This is a genomic window from Mycobacterium sp., from assembly GCF_035499775.1.
Taxonomy (GTDB): domain Bacteria; phylum Actinomycetota; class Actinomycetes; order Mycobacteriales; family Mycobacteriaceae; genus Mycobacterium.
In genome coordinates, this window is the sequence record NZ_DATJYB010000176.1 from 1 (window position 1) to 17,420 (window position 17,420).

The window sequence follows — 17,420 nt, forward strand, 5'->3', positions numbered from 1 at the left end:
CGAAATTTTCCCCCTTGATATTTCGCAGCAGCGTCACGCTTGTAGCGTTCTGATTCGATATCTGTTTATATAGAAGGATGTCGAATCAAGCCGCGACAGGGTGTTGTCCTCCGTTGGGAGCGACCGCGCTGGGTGAGCCGCAGGCTGTCGAGTTGGCCGCAATGTTCAAGGCGCTAGGCGATCCAGTCCGGTTAAGGTTGTTGAGCTTGATCGCCAGCCATCCGGGTGGTCAGGCCTGCGTGTGTGAGATCTCGCCTAGTTTCGATGTCTCGCAGCCGACGATCTCCCATCACCTCAAGACGTTGCGCTCTGCGGGACTGCTGGCCTGTGAGCGGCGCGGAACCTGGGTCTACTATTGGGTGATTCCCTCTGCGTTGCAACAGCTTTCGTCGGTGCTGCAATTCGACGCTACGGGCGGCCAGACGACACCGGAGTGCTGCTCGTGACACAGACCCATCCGGTCGCGGCGGGGGCCGCACGGCTTTCAACGCTGGACCGGATCCTTCCGCTGTGGATCGGGGCGGCAATGACAGCCGGCCTATTGCTTGGCCGGCTTGCTCCACGTTTGGGGCAGTTGCTCGGTGCCGTCGAGGTGGACGGCATTTCGTTACCAATCGCTTTAGGCCTGCTGGTGATGATGTATCCGGTGTTGGCCAAGGTCCGCTACGACCGACTCGACGAGGTGACCTGCGACCGCAAACTGATGGTGTCCTCGCTGGTGCTGAACTGGCTGTTCGGCCCGGCGTTGATGTTCACCCTGGCCTGGCTGCTGCTCGCCGATCTGCCGCAATACCGAACCGGGCTGATCATCGTTGGACTGGCTCGCTGCATCGCGATGGTGATCATTTGGAATGACTTGGCTGGTGGGGACCGCGAAGCCGCCGCCGTCTTGGTTGCGCTGAACTCGATCTTCCAAGTGCTGGCGTTCGCCGGTTTGGGTTGGTTCTACCTGTCGTTACTGCCCGGCTGGCTGGGTTTGCCACAAACCGGCATCGAAGTTTCACCGTGGCAGATCGCCAAATCCGTGCTGGTCTTCCTGGGTATCCCTCTTGCTGCCGGATACCTGTCCCGCCGCATCGGCGAAAAGGCCAGGGGCGCTGACTGGTACGAGACCCGGTTCTTGCCACGAGTCGGGCCGTGGGCGCTCTACGGGTTGTTGTTTACGATCGTCATCTTGTTCGCCTTGCAGGGACACCAAATCACGTCTCGACCCTGGGATGTCGTTCGCATCGCGATCCCATTGCTGGCGTATTTCGCGGTCATGTGGGCCGGTGGATACGGCCTCGGATTTGTGTTGCGGCTCGGGTATGCCCGCACCACTACGCTGGCGTTTACGGCTGCCGGCAACAACTTTGAACTGGCGATCGCCGTAGCGATCACCACCTACGGCGCGGCCTCTGGGCAGGCCCTGGCCGGTGTGGTGGGACCCTTGATCGAGGTCCCGGTGCTCGTGGCCCTGGTCTACCTGTCTTTGGCGCTGCGACCGCGTCTCTTCGCCTCACACGAGCATGTGGCAGTCGGCCATGACCGATAAACCCAGCGTCTTGTTCGTCTGCGTGCATAACGCGGGCCGCTCCCAGATGGCTGCCGCGCTGCTGACGCACCTTGCCGGCGACGACATCGAAATTCGTTCCGCTGGAACCGAACCCGCGGACCAGCTCAATCCAGCCGTGGTCGCGGCGATGGCCGAACTCGGCATCGACATCGCCGGCGCCAGACCCAAAATCCTTACCGCCGAGTCGGTGCTGTCCAGCGATGTCGTGATCACGATGGGCTGTGGCGACACCTGCCCGTACTTCCCCGCCGTGTCCTACCGCGACTGGAAACTGCCCGATCCGGCCGGCCAACCAGTGGATGTGGTGCGGGCCATCCGCGACGCGATCGCGCGTCGGGTCCGGGACCTGATCGACGAACTGCTGCCCACCACCCACCCCGCGCCCTGAAAGGAACCGCCATGTCACGCGTGCAACTGGCTCTCAATGTCGAGCGTCTCGACGAGGCAATTGCGTTCTACTCCAAGTTGTTTGGAACTGAACCGGCCAAGGTCAAACCCGGTTACGCCAACTTCGCGATCGACCAACCTCCGCTCAAACTGGTGCTGATGGAAAACCCCGGCAGTGGCGGCACGCTCAACCACCTCGGCATCGAAGTTGCTACGAGTGACGCCGTGCATACGGAAATCGCCCGGCTCAGCGATGAAGGGCTGTTCACCGAGGAAGAACTCAACACCACCTGCTGCTTTGCCACCCAGGACAAGGTTTGGGTCACCGGGCCAAGCGACGAACGCTGGGAGGTTTACAGCGTCCTCGCCGACGCGGACACCTTCGGCCCCACCACGGACCAACCGTGCTGCACCACCTGACCAGTGGCACGCCTACTGGAACTGTAGGACGTCCGCACGACACTCGCGCGCGATCTGTTCCTCCCGCGCGTAGAGCATGCCGTAGGTGAAGCCGTTCTCTCCCAAGGTTGTTCCTGCCGACACCGCCATCCGCCGCAGCGCTTCGGTGGCGACCACGGTGTCCTGGTGATCCCCGAGCAGGGTTTGGATGTGCTTGTAGTACTTGATCGTTCGCTTCGCCCGCTTGCTCACGGGCCGGCAGAGTTCGCCGGCGTAGCGGGCGCGCTTGGCGGCCTTGCGGGCCCGGTGCAGCAGCGCGTCGTCGCCGCTTTGCAGCGCCGAGCTCAGCCGCCGATCGGCCTTACGCTGTGCGCGCCTGGCCCGCCTCTTGAGTGCCTGGGTCGTGATGTCCTGGTCGACGGGCGGTCTGGTGCGCCACTGCCGCAAAACCGCCATCAAGGCCGCGTAACGCTCTGAGTCCATCGCCTCACTCAGCTGAGTGCGCGCCGGCAGCTCGACGGCTTGGAGGTCGTTGCGGATCCGCGCTCTGACGGGACCCAGGATCAGCTGGTCGGGCATCGCGTCCAGCGCATCGCTGAATCTGCGCAGCTGGACCTGGCAATCTCTCACGTCGCCGAGCAATGCCGCGTACCACGTGAGTTCGTTGTCCAGGTCGCCACTCGCCGACTCATCGAACAACTTTCCGAACACGCGTAATGTGCTGCGCAACCGCCGGATCGCCACCCGGGTGTCGTGAATCGGATCCTCGCCGTGGCGCAACGCCACGTCACCCGCGGTGATTCGGTCGATCTGGGTGTTCAAATATCCGAGGAGCGCCTGTGTGGCTCGCATATCTAGAAGCATTGCCGCTAAAGCGGCCGCCAAACGTCAGCGCCGGCTCGCCGAGCGCGGCAGAAATTAGAGCCAGGTGTCCTGAGTGGTGGTGGTGAGGAATGCTTCCAGGTCGTCGCGCCACTGAGCCGGCGTGGTCTTGTCCGGCTCGATGCCGGTGTAGTCGCCGCGGTAGAAAAGCAGCGGCCGCGGCTTGATCTTGGGCGCCTCTGACAGTGACTGCACCGCGCCGAATACCACGAAGTGATCCCCACCGTCATGCACGGACGCCACCGTGCAGTCGATGAAAGCCAGCGAACCGTCGATGATCGGCGAACCGAGTTCCGAAGGGTGCCAATCGATCCCGGCGAACTTGTCGGGCTCCTTCGAACCGAACCGCGCCGACACGTCCTTCTGCTTCTCGGTCAGCACGTTGACGCAGAACCGCCCGCTGGCCTCGATGGCCTTCCAGGACCGCGACACCTTGGTCGGGCAGAACAGCACCAGCGGCGGGTCCAGCGACAACGCGGCGAACGACTGGCAGGCAAAGCCGATCGGCACGTCGTCAAGCACGGTCGTGATGATCGTGATCCCAGTGCAGAACTGACCGAGCGCGTTGCGAAACGTGCGCGGGTCGATCGGCGCGGCAGTCATGGCTAGCCGCGCATGCCGACCGTGAAGTCGTGGCCCCACAGGCTGACCGCGGTGCTTTCCCGGGCGATCCAGTCGTGATCATCGACTTTGCGTCCTTCGCAACCGAATTCGACGTCGAAGCCGCCGGGCGTCTTCATGTAGAAGGACAGCATCAGGTCGTTGACGTGACGGCCCAGTGTGGCCGACATCGGCACCTTTTTCCGCAACGCGCGGTCCAGGCACAGGCCGACGTCGTCGGCCTCCTCGACTTCGACCATCAGGTGCACGATCCCGCTCGGCGTCGGCAGCGGCAGGAACGCCAACGAATGGTGACGCGGGTTGCAGCCGAAGAAGCGCAGCCAGGCCGGCGCCCCGTCAGCCGGGCGCCCCACCACCTGCGGCGGCATCCGCATCGAGTCACGCAGCTTGAAGCCGAGCACATCCCGGTAGAAGTGCAGTGCCTCGGCGTCGTCGCGAGTGGTCAGCACCACGTGCCCCAGGCCCTGCTCGGCGGTGACGAACTTGTGCCCGTAAGGGCTGACCACCCGGCGGTGTTCCAGTGCGGCGCCATGGAAGACGGCCAGCGGGTTGCCCGACGGGTCGGAGAACAGGACCATCTCGTCGACGCGGCGTTCGGCGAGCTCGCTGGCGGTGGCTTCCTTGTACGGCGTGCCCTCCACGTCGAGTCGCTTCCGGATCTCTTGCAGGCCTTCGGCGTTCGCGCATTCCCAGCCGGCCTCCGCGAGCCGGTCGTGCTCGCCTGGGACGATCACCAGCCGAGCCGGGAAGTCGTCCATCCGCAGATAAAGAGCGCCCTCGGTGGCGCCTTCCGGCAAACGTGGGCCCTCAACCATGCCAAGGACTTTCAGGCCATACTCACGCCAGGCCGCCATGTCGGTGGCCTCGATGCGCAGATAACCCAGCGACCGGATGCTCATCACGCACCTCCCAGGAAATCGATGGTGAGCTTGTTGAACTCGTCGAACTTCTCCACCTGCGCCCAATGCCCGCATTGCCCGAAGACGTGCAGCTGCGCACGCGGAATGGTCTTGAGCGCCACCAGCGCTCCGTCCAGCGGGTTGACCCGGTCCTCGCGGCCCCAGATCAGCAGCACCGGCTGGCGTAGCTTGTACACCTCGCGCCACATCATGCCGAGTTCGAAATCGGCCCCGGAGAACGACATTCCCATCGCCCGGGTCGCCGTCAGCGACTCGGGGGTGCTGGCCAGCGCGAAACGCTCGTCGATCAGCTCCGGGGTGATCAGCTTCTGGTTGTAGACCATCACCCTCAGGAACGCTTCGAGGTTCTCCCGGGTGGGCTCCATGGAGAACTTGCCGAGCCGCTTCACGCCCTCGGTCGGGTCGGGCGCGAACAGGTTCACGCTCAGTCCGCCCGGGCCCATCAGCACGAGGCGCCCGGCCAGGTCCGGGTAGTCCAACGCGAACCGCACCGCGGTGCCCCCGCCCAGCGAATTACCCACCAGCGGAACCCGACCCAGCTCCAGCTGGTCGAACAGCCCCTTGAGCGCCCGCGCGGCGTAGTGGTTGAACTGCCCGTGCTGCGCGCGCTTGTCGGAGTGCCCGTAGCCGGGCTGGTCGACGGCCAGCACGTGGAAGTGCTGCGCCAGGACCGGGATATTGCGCGAGAAGTTGGTCCAGCTCGCCGCGCCGGGACCGCCGCCGTGCAACAGCACCACGGTCTGGTCGTTGCCGACACCGGCTTCGTGGTAGTGCAGCTTCAGCGGCCCGTCGACGTCGACCTCCGCGTAGCGGGAGGTGGACTCGAACGTCAGCTCTTGGGTGGCGGTCATACCATCGTGTCGCCGGGCGGCAACCCGAACTCGTGGTTCCCGAAGATCACGTACGCCCGCTCGGGGTCGTTGGCGGCGTGCACCCGGCCGGCGTGCGCGTCGCGCCAGAACCGTTGCACCGGCTGGTCGATGCCCAGCGCGGTGGCGCCGGATGCCTCGAACAGTCGGTCGACCGAGGCGATCGCGCGGCCGGTGGCACGCACCTGGTCACGCCGGGCGCGGGCACGCAGGTCGAACGGGATCTCCTTGCCGGCGGCCAACAGGGCGTACTCGTCGCCGACGTTGCCGATCAGCTGCCGCCACGCGGCGTCGATGTCACTGGCCGCCTCGGCGATACGGACCTTGGCGAACGGGTCGTCCTTGGCCTTCTCGCCGGCGAACGCGGCGCGCACCCGCTTGCCCTGATGCTCGACGTGCGCGTCGTAGGCGCCGTAGGCCATGCCCACGATCGGCGCCGAGATCGTGGTGGGATGCATTGTGCCCCAAGGCATTTTGTAGACCGGGGCGGTGTTGGTCCGGTATCCACCGGCGGTGCCGTCGTTCATCGCCCGGTAGGACAAGAACCGGTGCCGGGGCACGAAGACGTCCTTGACCACCAGTGTGTTGCTGCCGGTGCCGCGTAAGCCGACGACGTGCCACACGTCGTCGATGCGGTACTCGGTGCGCGGGATCAGGAAGCTGCCGAAGTCGACCGGGCGACCGTCCTTGATGACCGGGCCGCCCACGAACGTCCAGGAGGCGTGGTCGCAGCCCGACGACCAGTTCCACGATCCATTGACCAGATAGCCGCCGTCGACGACGACACCCGCACCCATCGGGGCGTACGACGACGAGATCCGGGTCCGCGGGTCCTCGCTCCACACCTCCTCCTGGGCCTGCTGGTCGAACAGCGCGAGATGCCAGTTGTGCACGCCGACGATCGAGCTCACCCAGCCGGTCGAGCCGCAGGCACTCGCGATACGCCGCGTCGCCTCGTAGAACAGTGTCGGATCGCTCTGCAGCCCGCCCCACTGCTCCGGCTGCAACAGCGTGAAGAAGCCGGCTTGGTCGAGCTCCTGAACCGTTTCATCGGGCAGCCGGCGCAGGTCCTCCGTAGCCTGAGCGCGCTCGCGAATCTGCGGGAGCAGATCATCGATGGCAGCCAAAACCGACTGCGCGTCACGCTGTTGAATGGACGTCACTTACGTTTGCCTCCTGGGCCGAACTAACACAGCGGGATTTACACAGAAGACTAGAACACGTTCCGATTTGTGTCGAGCAGGGTATTCCTGCGGCTGGTAGCGGTACAAATCGGGCTTTCTGTAACATGTTCTAGTTGTGACGAACGAGAGGACGGGGCGTTGACCGACGCGATTCCCGACGAGCCACTCGGCGACCACGTCCTGGAACTGCAGATCGCCGAGGTCGTCGCCGAGACCGACGACGCGAGGTCGTTGGTGTTCGCGGTCCCGGACACCGCGGGAGACCCCGCCGTCGCGCCGGAGCGCCTGCGCTACTCGCCCGGCCAGTTCCTGACGCTGCGCGTCCCCAGCGACCGCACCGGCTCGGTGGCGCGCTGCTACTCGCTGTGCAGTTCGCCGTTCACTGACGACGCGCTGACCGTCACGGTCAAACGCACCGTCGACGGATACGCCTCCAACTGGCTGTGCGACCACGCCCACGAAGGCATGCGGATCCACGTGCTGGCGCCGTCGGGCAATTTCGTGCCCCGCACACTCGACCAGGACTTCCTGTTGCTGGCCGCCGGCAGCGGGATCACCCCGATCCTGTCGATCTGCAAATCAGCGCTTTCCGAGGGCAGCGGGCAGGTGGCGCTGCTCTACGCCAACCGCGACGACCGTTCGGTGATCTTCCGCGATGCGCTACGTGAGCTGGCCGCCAAACATCCCGACCGGCTCATCGTCGTGCACTGGCTGGAGTCCGTGCAGGGACTGCCGAGTGCGACCGCGCTGGCGAAGCTGGCCGCCCCGTATACCGACCGCCCGGCGTACATCTGCGGGCCCGGCCCGTTCATGCAGGCGTCCCGGGAAGCACTGGAGGCACTGAATGTGCCTGCGCCGCAGATACATATCGAGGTGTTCAAGTCGCTCGAGTCGGATCCGTTCGCGGCGGTCAAAATCGAGGACACCGCCGAAGGCGACGAGCCGCCGGCCAGCGTGGTAGTCGAGCTGGACGGTGAAACCCACACCGTGTCGTGGCCGCGCAGCGCCAAGCTGCTCGACGTGCTGCTGGCCAAGGGCCTCGACGCGCCGTTCTCGTGTCGGGAGGGCCACTGCGGTGCGTGTGCCTGCACGCTGCGCAGCGGCAAGGTGAGCATGGAAGTCAACGACGTGCTCGAACAGCAGGACCTTGACGACGGGCTGATTTTGGCCTGTCAGTCGCACCCGGAAACCGAGTCGGTGGAAGTCACCTACGACGAGTAGGCGCTACTCAGGACTGCTTGCCGCCACATCGAAACTGCATCCAGGGCGGGCAACACGCCGTGTGCAACGCGCTGAACGCAGGCTGGGCGCCACCATTGCAGGCTCGAACTCCTGGACGACTGGCCCACGCCCCCACTCGACACGTTTTGCGGTGGCGCCGTAACGCGGTAATTAACAGTTACGGAAATTGGCTCCAGATCCGCTCCGCGCGGGTAACGTGTGGCGCGCTGTCTGAAGACCGTTGGGGCCCGGTCTGAACCTTCTTTGAACGCGTCTTGGATCTCGTGTGAGGGGGCAAATGTCGTTGTTTGTGATCGCTTCCCCGGAGGCGTGGGCCGGCGCGGCAGGGGATTTGTCGGGGATCTGTTACGTCCCCGGCGTAAGACCAGCAGCCGTTGCGGGACGCCAACACTGAAACGACCGGCGAGCGCCGAGCAAGGAGACGAACAGAATGGACGCGAAGATCACGGGCACCGTGATGCCGGTTTTGGAGGTCAGCCTGAACCCGGGAGAAATGGTGACCGCCGAAGGTGGCGAGTTGTCCTGGATGAGCGAATCGATCCAGATGCGCACGTCTACCCGCACGGCGGGCGCGTCAGGGTTCTTCGGCGGGCTCAAACGCGCCGTCGGCGGTGGCGGGTTGTTCATGACCGAGTACAGCGCCCTCGACAGGCCGGGCAATATCGCCTTCGCCGCGAAGCTGCCCGGCCACATCATGCAGATACCGTTGCGCCCCGACATGCCCTACCTGATACACCGGCACGGGTTCCTCTGCGGGGTCGGCGATGTGCAGCTGTCAATCGCGTTCCAGCGCAAGCTCGGCGCCGGCATATTCGGCGGCAACGGGTTCATCATGCAGCACTTGACCGGCACCGGTCAGGCCTGGGTCGAACTGTCCGGCGAAACCGTCTCCTACACGTTGGCTCAGGGGCAAAATATCCGAGTGCATCCCGGCCACGTCGGCATGTTCGAAGCTTCGGTGAGCTTCGACATCACCCGCATCAAAGGAATCAAGAACATGCTGTTCGGCGGCGACGGTATATTCCTCGCCTCCCTGACCGGCCCGGGGCGCATTTGGCTGCAGACCCTGACCATCAGCAATCTCGCCCACGCCGTCATCCCCTATCTCCCCTCATCTTCGGGAGAATCGCGCAGCGGCGGGTGGATATCGTCTGCCGCCAACATTCTGACCGATTGACCAGCCAACCGAGGATTCGACATGGATCGCCCCGCTCGCCGGCCCGCGCTCGTCCGAACGGCTTCGCTTGTTTGCTGATTCCGTTGGTTGTTCTCCTCACCGCTTCGCGGTGCGCATGCGCCCGCGCCCTGAGCAGGATCGAAAGGCATCACACCACCACCACCACCACGACCACGACACCGAGGACGTAGGCGCCGCCAAACCTACGACGAGTAGTCGCTACTCAGGCCACCGCCATACCGTCATCGGCGTCCGAGGGCATGTCGACCTGTTCGCTGGCCTGTTCTCGCGCCTTGAGCTGGTAGCTCAGGACCGCCATCGCCAGCAGCCCGATGGAGAGGTCGACCAGTGCGGTGAAGCCTTCGGTGGCGAAGTGCACCACCGCGCTCAGCAGTGTGAACATCAGCGCCGCATCACGCAGCCATCGCACCGGCCGGATGTTGTCGGTTCGCCGTAGCGCGAGGGCGGCGGGCAGCGCCATCGCGAGTGTCAGAACCGCGCTGACCATGAGGATGACGGTGCCCGGAGTCATCCCGTGAAAACGAAACCTCATGACCCAGTGCTGGTAGACAAGCCCGTGGTGCGCGATGGCCAGGGCGTTCAAGAGCAGGCTGGAGAAGGCGGCGGTCACGATGAGCCAGGCCAGCACTGGAACCCAGAGCGGATTTTTGACGAAGCGAGGGATGAGCTTCGGGGTGTGTTTCCGCACCCACGCGAGAGGATCGGGGATCGCGTGCGCTGACAGCACCAGCGCACGCACATGCTCCGCATCGGCCGGGTCGGCTCCGGCGCGAAGAGCACGCTCCACCAGCATCAAGCCCACTTCGCGCCGTTCGTGACCCAACCCCCTGGCGAGGCCGTCGGTGGCGATCGCACTCGCCGAAGTCAGGCACTCCTGCGCATCCAGTGGACGCACGATGCGCATCGCACGCGTGCCGACCAAAACGACGACTATCAGGATGTACATGATTTCGGCGGAGGGCTCATAGAAGTAGTTGTTCGTCTTGGTGAGAAATTTGCCGACCTCGTCGAGCATCAGCCCAAACCCGATACCACCGAGCACAACGGCAATTCCCCGACCACGCGTTCCCAGCACGAGCCAGCCGGTCAGCAGGGCGAGCAGCGTGAACGTGGCGCCGTATAGCGAGTGCGAGATGTGCAAAGTGCGGCCGCCGACCTGGGGATACCCGGTTAGCTGCAGGTAAAGGCGCGTGATCAGCACCGTCGCGATCGCGATGATCATGAACGTGTCCGCATAGCCGGGGCCGAGGAAGTTGCGTCGTAACCAGGGCATGCGCGCAGGGTTTCGTCTGGCCATCGATCCTCCGAAATTCGGCAGCCGCTGACGATGCCAAAGCTTATTCGCGATGGCGGCGACGAGATCGGAATATAGGCATCGTGGCGAGCACGGAAGGGGTCAGCGCGGGGTTACCACCGGCAACAGGACCTCGTCGACGAGGCGCACGGCGAGATCGTCGTCGATCGGATCCCCGGTCACCAGCAATCGGTGCCACAGCACGCTTTGGCCGAGCTCGCGGACGATATCCAGCGGGATATCGGCGCGCACCTCACCGCGGGCGATGCCGCGCTGCAGCAGGCGGGCCATCTCGTCCTTGCGCCAGCCGATCACCTCGGTCCGAAAGGCCTCGACGAGTTCGTCATCGGTCGTCATGGCCGCGATGATGGCGCGCAGCGTGAGTGCCTGCAGCCCGGTGAACAGGTTCACCCAGCCGCGCAGCACGGCCAGCATGTCCTCTCGGTAGCTGCCGGTGTCGGTAGCGGGGATCGCGGCAGTTGCCGTGCGCAGCAACGTCGCCCGCAGCAGCGCGGTGCTATCGGGCCACCGCCGGTACAGCACCGGCTTGCTGGTACCGGCCGCCGCGGCGACGGCCTCCATGGTCACCGCCCCGACGCCGCGCTCGTCCAGGATGCGCAGGACCGCGTCGTGGATGGCGTCTTCGAGGTCGGTGCCGCGTCGGCGCTGAGCCATGGTCCCCCATTGCAGGAAACGGTTGCGTTTCTAACTGGACGAGCATACGCTCGGGTGCATAAGAAACGTATTCGTATCTTGGAGGCTGTGATGGCTCTGCCGGTCCTTTACCCGCTGCGTCCTGTCGAGTCGGCCCTGGTGCGCTACACCAAGGCCCCGCATCTGCGGCGCCGCATCACGATCGATCACCGGCCGCTGGCCGGCGTGACGCCGGAAATGCTGCTTGACTGGTTCACCCACCTGGACGGCACCATGCGGTACGGCGGCCAGACCGTGAACCGTTACCTGGCCTGGCATCCGCTCGACCACATTCGGTGGGCGCTGGTCAAACCCGCACCCGGTGACGGTGCCGCCGAGGGGGCACGGTTTCGCATCGTCGAGGCGTTCGGCGCCGACCGCAACGGAGACAAGTTTGCCGTCGACGTCGTCGACCGGGTCGAGAAACTCGACGAGACGGGAATCCGGCTGGTGACCCGCATTGCCGGCGTCATGGTCTTCCAGCTGGAGCACACCTGGTCGCATGGTGCGCAGGGCGCGCACTACGTCAGCGTGATGGACATCGGGGCTCGCTCAGGGTTGCTCACTCCGCTGAATTACGTTCTGACACAAAGATTCTCCGACGAGATGGCCCGCGCCTGGGTGCGCCACAACATCGAGGAAGTGGGGCAGCTCGAGTATCTGCTGCCCGAGTTGGCGGCCGTGGCTACACGGTGAGCCGCGCCCGGACGGGCGGGACAAGTAACGGGCGCAGCTGGTCGATGTCAACCGCGTCGTGCTCTTGAACAGAAGTGGCCAAGGGATACCTCCTGGGGGCTGGTTGGTGCCATAGAATTAGAACACGTTCTAATTTGTGTCCAGAATTTTGATGTTGTGCCTGTTAGTGATATGTACTGCTGAATGAACGTGTTCTAGTTCTTCGGAATCCCGGGCTACGGTTCCGCCTCGTCGGTATCCGGCGGAATCTGATTGGGTAGAAGTGATTTACGACGAGTAGTCGCGGCGTTAAGTTCTGCTTGAGGTCAGTACCCGGGGCATTGGCGAAAGGGAAGCAGGATGAAGCGGCTGGTGATGGGCTTTGCTGTCGTCGGACTCATGTTCCCCTTCGCGCCCGCCGGGCCCGCGCAGGCGGCGAGCAACACCGCCACCACCTTGTTTCCGCTGGACGGGCCGAACCAGATCGAGACGCACAGCTTCCTCAATTGCGTCAAGGCGGACGGGCACTGCGACTTCGTCGCCGGCGCCGACATGCGCACGCCCGACGGATTGGCCGGCTTCCCACCCGGCCTCTGGGCCCGGCAAACCACCGAGATCCGCGGGACGAATCGGATGGCCTACATGGATGCCCACGGCCCCACGCCCTTCGAGCGGGTGATGAAGTCGATGGGCTCGGAGGAGGTCACCACCGTCTACTTCGGTGAAGGGCCGCCGGACAAGTACCAGACCACCGGCCGCATCGATGTCACCGACTGGCAGACCGGCCAACCGATGACCAACACGAACGTCATCTTGTGCACGCACATGCAGGTGGTTTATCCCGGGGTCAACATCACCTCTCCGAGCACCTGCGCGCAGACGAATTTCGGCTAGTCTCGGCGGGTTTCCGCCGCGCAGTCCAGTTCATTTCATGACCGGTTCTTGCAGGAATTCAACGCGGGTACTAAAAGCAGGTCTACGCCGGGATGGAGAGTGTCAGGGCTCCAACCGGTGCGGGCCGCGGAACAGGAATATCGCGTCCCGAATCGACGGCAGCCCGAGCAACAACATCAGCACCCGGTTCAATCCCATACCGAAACCACCGTGCGGCGGTGTCCCGAATCGGAAGATATCGAGATAGCTGCGCATTGGTTCGGGGTCCATGCCTTTTTCGATCGCCTGGCTCACCAGCACGTCGTATCGGTGCTCACGCTGAGCTCCGGTGGTGATTTCCAGCCCTTTCCATACCAGGTCAAAGCTGGCAGTGATATGGGCCCTCGGCCGCATATGGTAAAACGGGCGAACTGAGGTCGGGTATTCGGTGAGATAAACGAATTCGCTGCCGAATTCCTGCAGCGCGTATTCCGATATCATCCGCTCGCCGGCGGGGTCGAGGTCGGCCTTTTCAATCTGTTCCCACCCACGACTTACCAGAATCCGCCGGGCTTCTTCCAGTGGAATTCGCGGGAACGGCAGCGCCGGTATCACGACATCGACCCCATAGGCGTCGCGAATCTGCTGCCCGTAGCGTTCCCGCACGCGCTCCAGCATGTGCCGCAGCATCGACTCTTTGAACTGCATGACGTCTTCGACGTCGTCGATCCAGGCCATTTCGACGTCGACACCGGTGAATTCGGTCGCGTGCCGCGACGTAAAAGACGGCTCGGCGCGGAATACCGGACCCACCTCGAAAACCTTGTCGATACCCGAGGCGATCGCCATCTGTTTGTAGAACTGCGGCGACTGGGCAAGGTATGCGGGACGGTCGAAATAGTTCAGCTTGAACACTTCCGCGCCGGACTCGGACGCCGTCCCCATCAGCTTCGGCGTGTGCAGCTCGGTGAATCCCTCTTGTTGCACAAATTCGCGTATCGCCATTTCCACAGCAGCCGAGACTTCGAAAGCAAATCGTCTCTCCGGGTGCAGTCGGATATCGAGAAATCGCCAATCTTGACGCACATCAGGACCTGACTCCGGCCCGATCGGCAGCGCGGCCTCAGAATTGGCCAAGACCTCGACTTTGCTGGGAATCAGCTCGATGCCGCCGAGTTTGACGATCTCGTTGCGCAGCACCTCGCCGGTGATCGCGACCGCTGACGCCGGCGTCAGGTTCTCCAGCTGCTGCTCGATCTCGTCGTCCGCACCGCCCCTGCGATGGGTCACCTGAAGCGACCCCGAACCGTCGCTCAGGATGACGAATTGCATCTTTCGCTGCAGCCGCAACGCGCCGACATAGGCACATACCCGGACGGTCTCACCAATCCGCGACTGGAGATCTTCGATCTTTACTCGGCGCACGGCACCATCCGAACACGGAGAGCGCTTAACGCGGAAGCCCGAGCAGCCTCTCGGCGGCGACCGTGAGCAGGATTTGCTCGGTGCCGCCGGCGATCGTCAGGCAGCGGGTGTTGAGGAAGTCGAACACCGCGCGGTTTTGCACGAGACCGCCGCCCCCGGACACGTCCATCGCGTACTCGGCCAGCGCCTGGCGGTAGCGGACCCCGATGAGCTTGCGGACGCTGGACTGCGCGCCCGGGTCCTGGCCACCCAGGGCCAGTTGGGCGATGCGCTGGTCCAGCAGTGCGCCGGTAGCGGCGGTGACGATGAGCCGTCCTAGCCGGTCTTGTTCGGCCGCATCGAGATCCAACTCGGCCAGCACCTTGAGCAGCTCTTCCATCGGGTTGCCCAGCGCCGTCCCGGTCGCCATGGCGATGCGCTCGTTGGCCAGGGTGGTGCGGGCCAGCCGCCAGCCGTCGTTCACCGTGCCGACCACCATCTCGTCGGGCACGAACACGTTGTCCAGGAAGACCTCGTTGAACAGCGCGTTGCCGGTGATCTCGCGCAGCGGGCGGATATCGATCCCCGGCGATTTCATATCCACCAGGAAGTAGGTGATGCCCTTGTGTTTCGGGGCGTCCGGGTCCGTTCTCGCCAGGCACACACCCCAGCGCGCCTTGTGCGCCGCCGACGTCCACACCTTCTGCCCGGTCAGCAGCCAGCCGCCCTCCCCCCGCACTGCTTTCGTGCGCAGCGACGCCAGGTCCGAGCCCGCCCCCGGTTCGGAAAACAGTTGACACCAGAGGAATTCACCGCGCAGGGTGGCCGGCACGAAGCGGTCGATCTGCTCGGGTGTGCCGTGCTCGAGGATGGTCGGCGCGGCCCACCAGCCGATCACCAGGTCCGGACGCACGATGCCCGCCGCGGCCAGTTCCTGGTCGATCAGCAGCTGTTCGGCCGGCGAGGCGGCGCGCCCGTACGGCGCGGGCCAGTGCGGCGCCTGCAGCCCGGCCTCGGCCAGCGCCGCCTGCCGCTTCTCCTCGGGCAGCGCAGCCACCTCGGCGACGGCCGCGGCGATCTCGGGTCGCTGGCCCTCGACCTCGGACAGATCGATACCGAGGCGACGACGGACGCCGTCCTGGGTGAGCGCGCTCACCCGGCGCAGCCAGCGCTCGGGGCCGCCCAGGAACCGGCCGATGCTGTGCGCGCGGCGCAGGTACAGGTGCGCGTCGTGTTCCCACGTGCAGCCGATACCGCCGAGCACCTGGATGCAGTCTTTGACGTTGGCCTTCGCGGCGGCGATACCGACGCTGGCGGCCACGGCCGCGGCGATGGCGAACTGGTCGTCCCCAGCATCCCGGCACTCGCCCGCGGCCCGGGCGGCATCGGCGGCGACCACCTCGGCCTGCTCGGCCCGGCACAGCATCTCCGCACACAAGTGCTTGACGGCTTGGAAGCTGCCGATCGGCTTGCCGAACTGCTCGCGCACCTTGGCGTAGGCGACGGCGGTGTCCAGGGCCCACCGGGTGATCCCGGCCGCCTCCGCCGCCAGCACGGTCGCAGCCAGGTCGGCGACCGGTTGCCCGCCAAGCACCAAGGCCTCGGCCGAGGTCAGCACCACCTTTGCCAGCGGCCGGGAGAAGTCGGCGGCCGGCAACGGCTCGACCAGCACGCCGTCGGCGGCACTGTCGATCAGCAACCAATTCCCGTCGGCCGGAACCAGCAGCAGGTCACCAGGCGTGGCGCCCAGCACATACGGCACCGTGCCCGACGCGCGTGAATTCTCGAATCGCACGTCACCGTCGAGCGCGAGGCCCGCGCAGCGTTCGCCGGACACCAGCCCGTCGGGCTCCGATACGACCAACGTGGCCAGCGCGGTGGTGGCGACGGGCCCCGGCACCAGCGCCTTGGCGGCCTCCCCGACCATCGCGCACAGATCCTCGACGCTGCCGCCCGCGCCACCGGCTTCCTCGGGGACGGCGACGCCGAACAGCCCCAAGTCGGCCAGGCCGGCGTAAACCGGTCGCCAGGCGTCGGCGTTACCTTGTTCGACGGCGCGGGTGGCCTCGCTGGAGCCCGAACTGCGGGCCCAATCTCGCACCAACTCACGTGCCGCCGACTGTTCGTCGGTGACGGTCGCTACCACGTACGAGTCCTCCGCGTCATTAATGCCGATTGTCCGATTCCTCCTCGGGTTGCTGCGCAACCCGCATCGTCATCAGACTAGAACGTGTTCTAATAGTGCCAGTGGTCGACCGTCAAGTCGAACCCATTACGGCAGGACACGCGGTTGTCCAGGCGACCGGGAGGTGCGATATTCACGCACGAGATGCGTATCGTTTGCGATCGAACCGCCGGAAAAAGGAGCTATCCGACATATGTCGCCAGCGAACACTAGTCCGGGCCACGCTGGGGACGTCCAGCCCCGTGAGGTGGTGAACGTGGCGGTGTTGGCTGAGTCCGAACTGGGTTCGGAGGCGCAGCGGGAGCGCCGCAAGCGCATCCTGGACGCCACCATGGCCATCGCGTCCAAGGGCGGCTACGAGGCCGTGCAGATGCGTGCCGTCGCGGACCGGGCCGACGTCGCGGTCGGGACGCTGTACCGGTATTTCCCGTCGAAGGTGCACCTATTGGTGTCCGCGCTGGGCCGGGAGTTCGGCCGCATCGATGCCAAGATGGACCGTTCCGCGGTTGCCGGCGGCACCCCGTTTCAGCGGTTGAACTTCATGGTCGGCAAGCTCAACCGCGCGATGCAGCGCAATCCGCTGCTCACCGAGGCCATGACGCGTGCCTACGTCTTCGCCGACGCCTCGGCGGCCAGCGAGGTCGACCAAGTCGCGAAGCTCATCGACAGCATGTTCGCGCGCGCGATGGCCGACGGCGAACCGACCGAGGACCAGTACCACATCGCCCGGGTGATCTCGGACGTGTGGTTGTCGAACCTGCTCGCGTGGCTGACCCGGCGAGCCTCGGCGACCGACGTCAGCAAGCGGCTCGACCTGGCCGTTCGGCTGCTGATCGGCAACACGGAAGAAGGCTAGGCCGGCGGACCGGCGGTACGCCCCCGGATCAGCTCGGTGTCGAGCAGCTCGACCACCGGCAGACCGGACCGTGGCGGGTTCTGCACCAGTTCGCCGGCCCGCCGCCCCTTCTGCAGGCTCGGCTGCGCCACCGTGGTCAGCCCGCGGCTGATCGCTTCGGGCACGCCGTCGAAACCGGTGACC

The 17,420-nt window shown here is 65.1% G+C and carries 16 protein-coding genes and 2 pseudogenes; 8 read left to right on the plus strand and 10 right to left on the minus strand.

Annotated features, from left to right (window positions below):
- Positions 1-77: 77 nt before the first annotated feature.
- The 3 genes and pseudogenes from VML93_RS11975 to VML93_RS11985 all read left to right on the plus strand — a co-directional run bounded on the left by VML93_RS11975 (position 78) and on the right by VML93_RS11985 (position 2,362).
- On the plus strand, positions 78-446 hold the full coding sequence (locus tag VML93_RS11975; RefSeq protein ID WP_325610816.1) for a metalloregulator ArsR/SmtB family transcription factor: 369 nt from the start codon (positions 78-80) through the stop codon (positions 444-446).
- Positions 434-1,943 (plus strand): annotated as a pseudogene (arsB, locus tag VML93_RS11980) (ACR3 family arsenite efflux transporter). The gene VML93_RS11975 and the pseudogene arsB overlap by 13 nt, the downstream one beginning before the upstream one ends.
- An 11-nt stretch (positions 1,944-1,954) precedes the next feature.
- Positions 1,955-2,362, plus strand: coding sequence for an ArsI/CadI family heavy metal resistance metalloenzyme (locus tag VML93_RS11985; RefSeq protein ID WP_325610818.1), 408 nt, complete (start codon positions 1,955-1,957; stop codon positions 2,360-2,362).
- Positions 2,363-2,374: 12 nt separating this feature from the next.
- Here the strand turns inward: VML93_RS11985 and VML93_RS11990 are convergent, their stop codons facing one another.
- The 5 genes from VML93_RS11990 to hsaA all read right to left on the minus strand — a co-directional run bounded on the left by VML93_RS11990 (position 2,375) and on the right by hsaA (position 6,796).
- On the minus strand, positions 2,375-3,193 hold the full coding sequence (locus VML93_RS11990; protein ID WP_325610819.1) for a CHAD domain-containing protein: 819 nt from the start codon (positions 3,191-3,193) through the stop codon (positions 2,375-2,377).
- A 66-nt stretch (positions 3,194-3,259) separates the two neighbouring features.
- Positions 3,260-3,826, minus strand: a complete 567-nt coding sequence (gene hsaB / locus VML93_RS11995) for a 3-hydroxy-9,10-secoandrosta-1,3,5(10)-triene-9,17-dione monooxygenase reductase subunit (protein WP_325610821.1) — start codon at positions 3,824-3,826, stop codon at positions 3,260-3,262.
- A gap of 2 nt (positions 3,827-3,828) precedes the next feature.
- The gene (gene hsaC, locus VML93_RS12000; protein ID WP_325610822.1) at positions 3,829-4,743 is read right to left on the minus strand and encodes an iron-dependent extradiol dioxygenase HsaC; all 915 of its coding nucleotides are present in this window, start codon (positions 4,741-4,743) and stop codon (positions 3,829-3,831) included.
- The gene (gene hsaD / locus VML93_RS12005) at positions 4,743-5,615 is read right to left on the minus strand and encodes a 4,5:9,10-diseco-3-hydroxy-5,9,17-trioxoandrosta-1(10),2-diene-4-oate hydrolase (RefSeq protein WP_325610823.1); all 873 of its coding nucleotides are present in this window, start codon (positions 5,613-5,615) and stop codon (positions 4,743-4,745) included. The genes hsaC and hsaD overlap by 1 nt, the downstream gene beginning before the upstream one ends.
- Complete coding sequence (gene hsaA / locus VML93_RS12010; RefSeq protein ID WP_325610825.1) at positions 5,612-6,796, minus strand: 3-hydroxy-9,10-secoandrosta-1,3,5(10)-triene-9,17-dione monooxygenase oxygenase subunit; 1,185 nt, start codon at positions 6,794-6,796, stop codon at positions 5,612-5,614. The genes hsaD and hsaA overlap by 4 nt, the downstream gene beginning before the upstream one ends.
- A gap of 159 nt (positions 6,797-6,955) precedes the next feature.
- Between hsaA and VML93_RS12015 the strand changes: the two genes are divergently transcribed.
- Positions 6,956-8,038: a ferredoxin--NADP reductase gene (locus VML93_RS12015; protein WP_325610827.1), complete on the plus strand. Its 1,083-nt coding sequence runs from the start codon at positions 6,956-6,958 to the stop codon at positions 8,036-8,038.
- Positions 8,039-8,489: 451 nt separating this feature from the next.
- Complete coding sequence (locus VML93_RS12020) at positions 8,490-9,236, plus strand: AIM24 family protein (RefSeq protein ID WP_325610829.1); 747 nt, start codon at positions 8,490-8,492, stop codon at positions 9,234-9,236.
- 223 nt (positions 9,237-9,459) lie between these two features.
- On the opposite strand, the gene VML93_RS12025 is transcribed toward VML93_RS12020, so the two are convergent.
- Entirely contained in the window at positions 9,460-10,530 is a 1,071-nt protein-coding gene (locus VML93_RS12025; RefSeq protein ID WP_325610831.1) for a hypothetical protein, read from the minus strand.
- Between the two features lie 123 nt (positions 10,531-10,653).
- On the minus strand, positions 10,654-11,226 hold the full coding sequence (locus VML93_RS12030; protein WP_325610833.1) for a TetR/AcrR family transcriptional regulator: 573 nt from the start codon (positions 11,224-11,226) through the stop codon (positions 10,654-10,656).
- 90 nt (positions 11,227-11,316) lie between these two features.
- Between VML93_RS12030 and VML93_RS12035 the strand changes: the two genes are divergently transcribed.
- Together VML93_RS12035 and VML93_RS12040 are read left to right on the plus strand one after the other, a co-directional pair.
- Positions 11,317-11,940, plus strand: coding sequence for a hypothetical protein (locus VML93_RS12035; protein ID WP_325610834.1), 624 nt, complete (start codon positions 11,317-11,319; stop codon positions 11,938-11,940).
- A gap of 339 nt (positions 11,941-12,279) precedes the next feature.
- Positions 12,280-12,813 carry a hypothetical protein gene (locus tag VML93_RS12040; RefSeq protein WP_325610836.1) on the plus strand — a complete coding sequence of 178 codons (534 nt, stop codon included), beginning with the start codon at positions 12,280-12,282 and terminating at the stop codon, positions 12,811-12,813.
- 102 nt (positions 12,814-12,915) lie between these two features.
- On the opposite strand, the gene aspS is transcribed toward VML93_RS12040, so the two are convergent.
- Positions 12,916-14,217 (minus strand): aspartate--tRNA(Asn) ligase, encoded by a 1,302-nt coding sequence (gene aspS, locus VML93_RS12045; RefSeq protein ID WP_325610837.1) that lies wholly within the window; start codon positions 14,215-14,217, stop codon positions 12,916-12,918.
- Between the two features lie 25 nt (positions 14,218-14,242).
- Positions 14,243-16,342 carry an acyl-CoA dehydrogenase gene (locus tag VML93_RS12050; protein ID WP_325610839.1) on the minus strand — a complete coding sequence of 700 codons (2,100 nt, stop codon included), beginning with the start codon at positions 16,340-16,342 and terminating at the stop codon, positions 14,243-14,245.
- Between the two features lie 295 nt (positions 16,343-16,637).
- On the opposite strand from VML93_RS12050, the gene kstR reads away from it, so the two are divergent.
- Positions 16,638-17,237, plus strand: a complete 600-nt coding sequence (kstR, locus tag VML93_RS12055) for a cholesterol catabolism transcriptional regulator KstR (RefSeq protein ID WP_325610840.1) — start codon at positions 16,638-16,640, stop codon at positions 17,235-17,237.
- Here the strand turns inward: kstR and VML93_RS12060 are convergent.
- Positions 17,234-17,420: pseudogene (locus VML93_RS12060) on the minus strand (LacI family transcriptional regulator); the annotation flags it as partial. The gene kstR and the pseudogene VML93_RS12060 overlap by 4 nt on opposite strands.

What these genes read in the sequence shown, in the direction of transcription:
- VML93_RS12025 (WP_325610831.1), bottom strand. Translation starts at nt 10,530, where the DNA reads ATGCCCTGGTTACGACGCAACTTCCTCGGCCCCGGCTATGCGGACACG.
- hsaC (WP_325610822.1), bottom strand. Translation starts at nt 4,743, where the DNA reads ATGAGCATCCGGTCGCTGGGTTATCTGCGCATCGAGGCCACCGACATG.
- VML93_RS11990 (WP_325610819.1), bottom strand. Translation starts at nt 3,193, where the DNA reads ATGCGAGCCACACAGGCGCTCCTCGGATATTTGAACACCCAGATCGAC.
- VML93_RS12040 (WP_325610836.1), top strand. Translation starts at nt 12,280, where the DNA reads ATGAAGCGGCTGGTGATGGGCTTTGCTGTCGTCGGACTCATGTTCCCC.
- VML93_RS12030 (WP_325610833.1), bottom strand. Translation starts at nt 11,226, where the DNA reads ATGGCTCAGCGCCGACGCGGCACCGACCTCGAAGACGCCATCCACGAC.
- hsaD (WP_325610823.1), bottom strand. Translation starts at nt 5,615, where the DNA reads ATGACCGCCACCCAAGAGCTGACGTTCGAGTCCACCTCCCGCTACGCG.
- VML93_RS11975 (WP_325610816.1), top strand. Translation starts at nt 78, where the DNA reads ATGTCGAATCAAGCCGCGACAGGGTGTTGTCCTCCGTTGGGAGCGACC.
- VML93_RS12035 (WP_325610834.1), top strand. Translation starts at nt 11,317, where the DNA reads ATGGCTCTGCCGGTCCTTTACCCGCTGCGTCCTGTCGAGTCGGCCCTG.
- VML93_RS12020 (WP_325610829.1), top strand. Translation starts at nt 8,490, where the DNA reads ATGGACGCGAAGATCACGGGCACCGTGATGCCGGTTTTGGAGGTCAGC.
- hsaB (WP_325610821.1), bottom strand. Translation starts at nt 3,826, where the DNA reads ATGACTGCCGCGCCGATCGACCCGCGCACGTTTCGCAACGCGCTCGGT.
- VML93_RS11985 (WP_325610818.1), top strand. Translation starts at nt 1,955, where the DNA reads ATGTCACGCGTGCAACTGGCTCTCAATGTCGAGCGTCTCGACGAGGCA.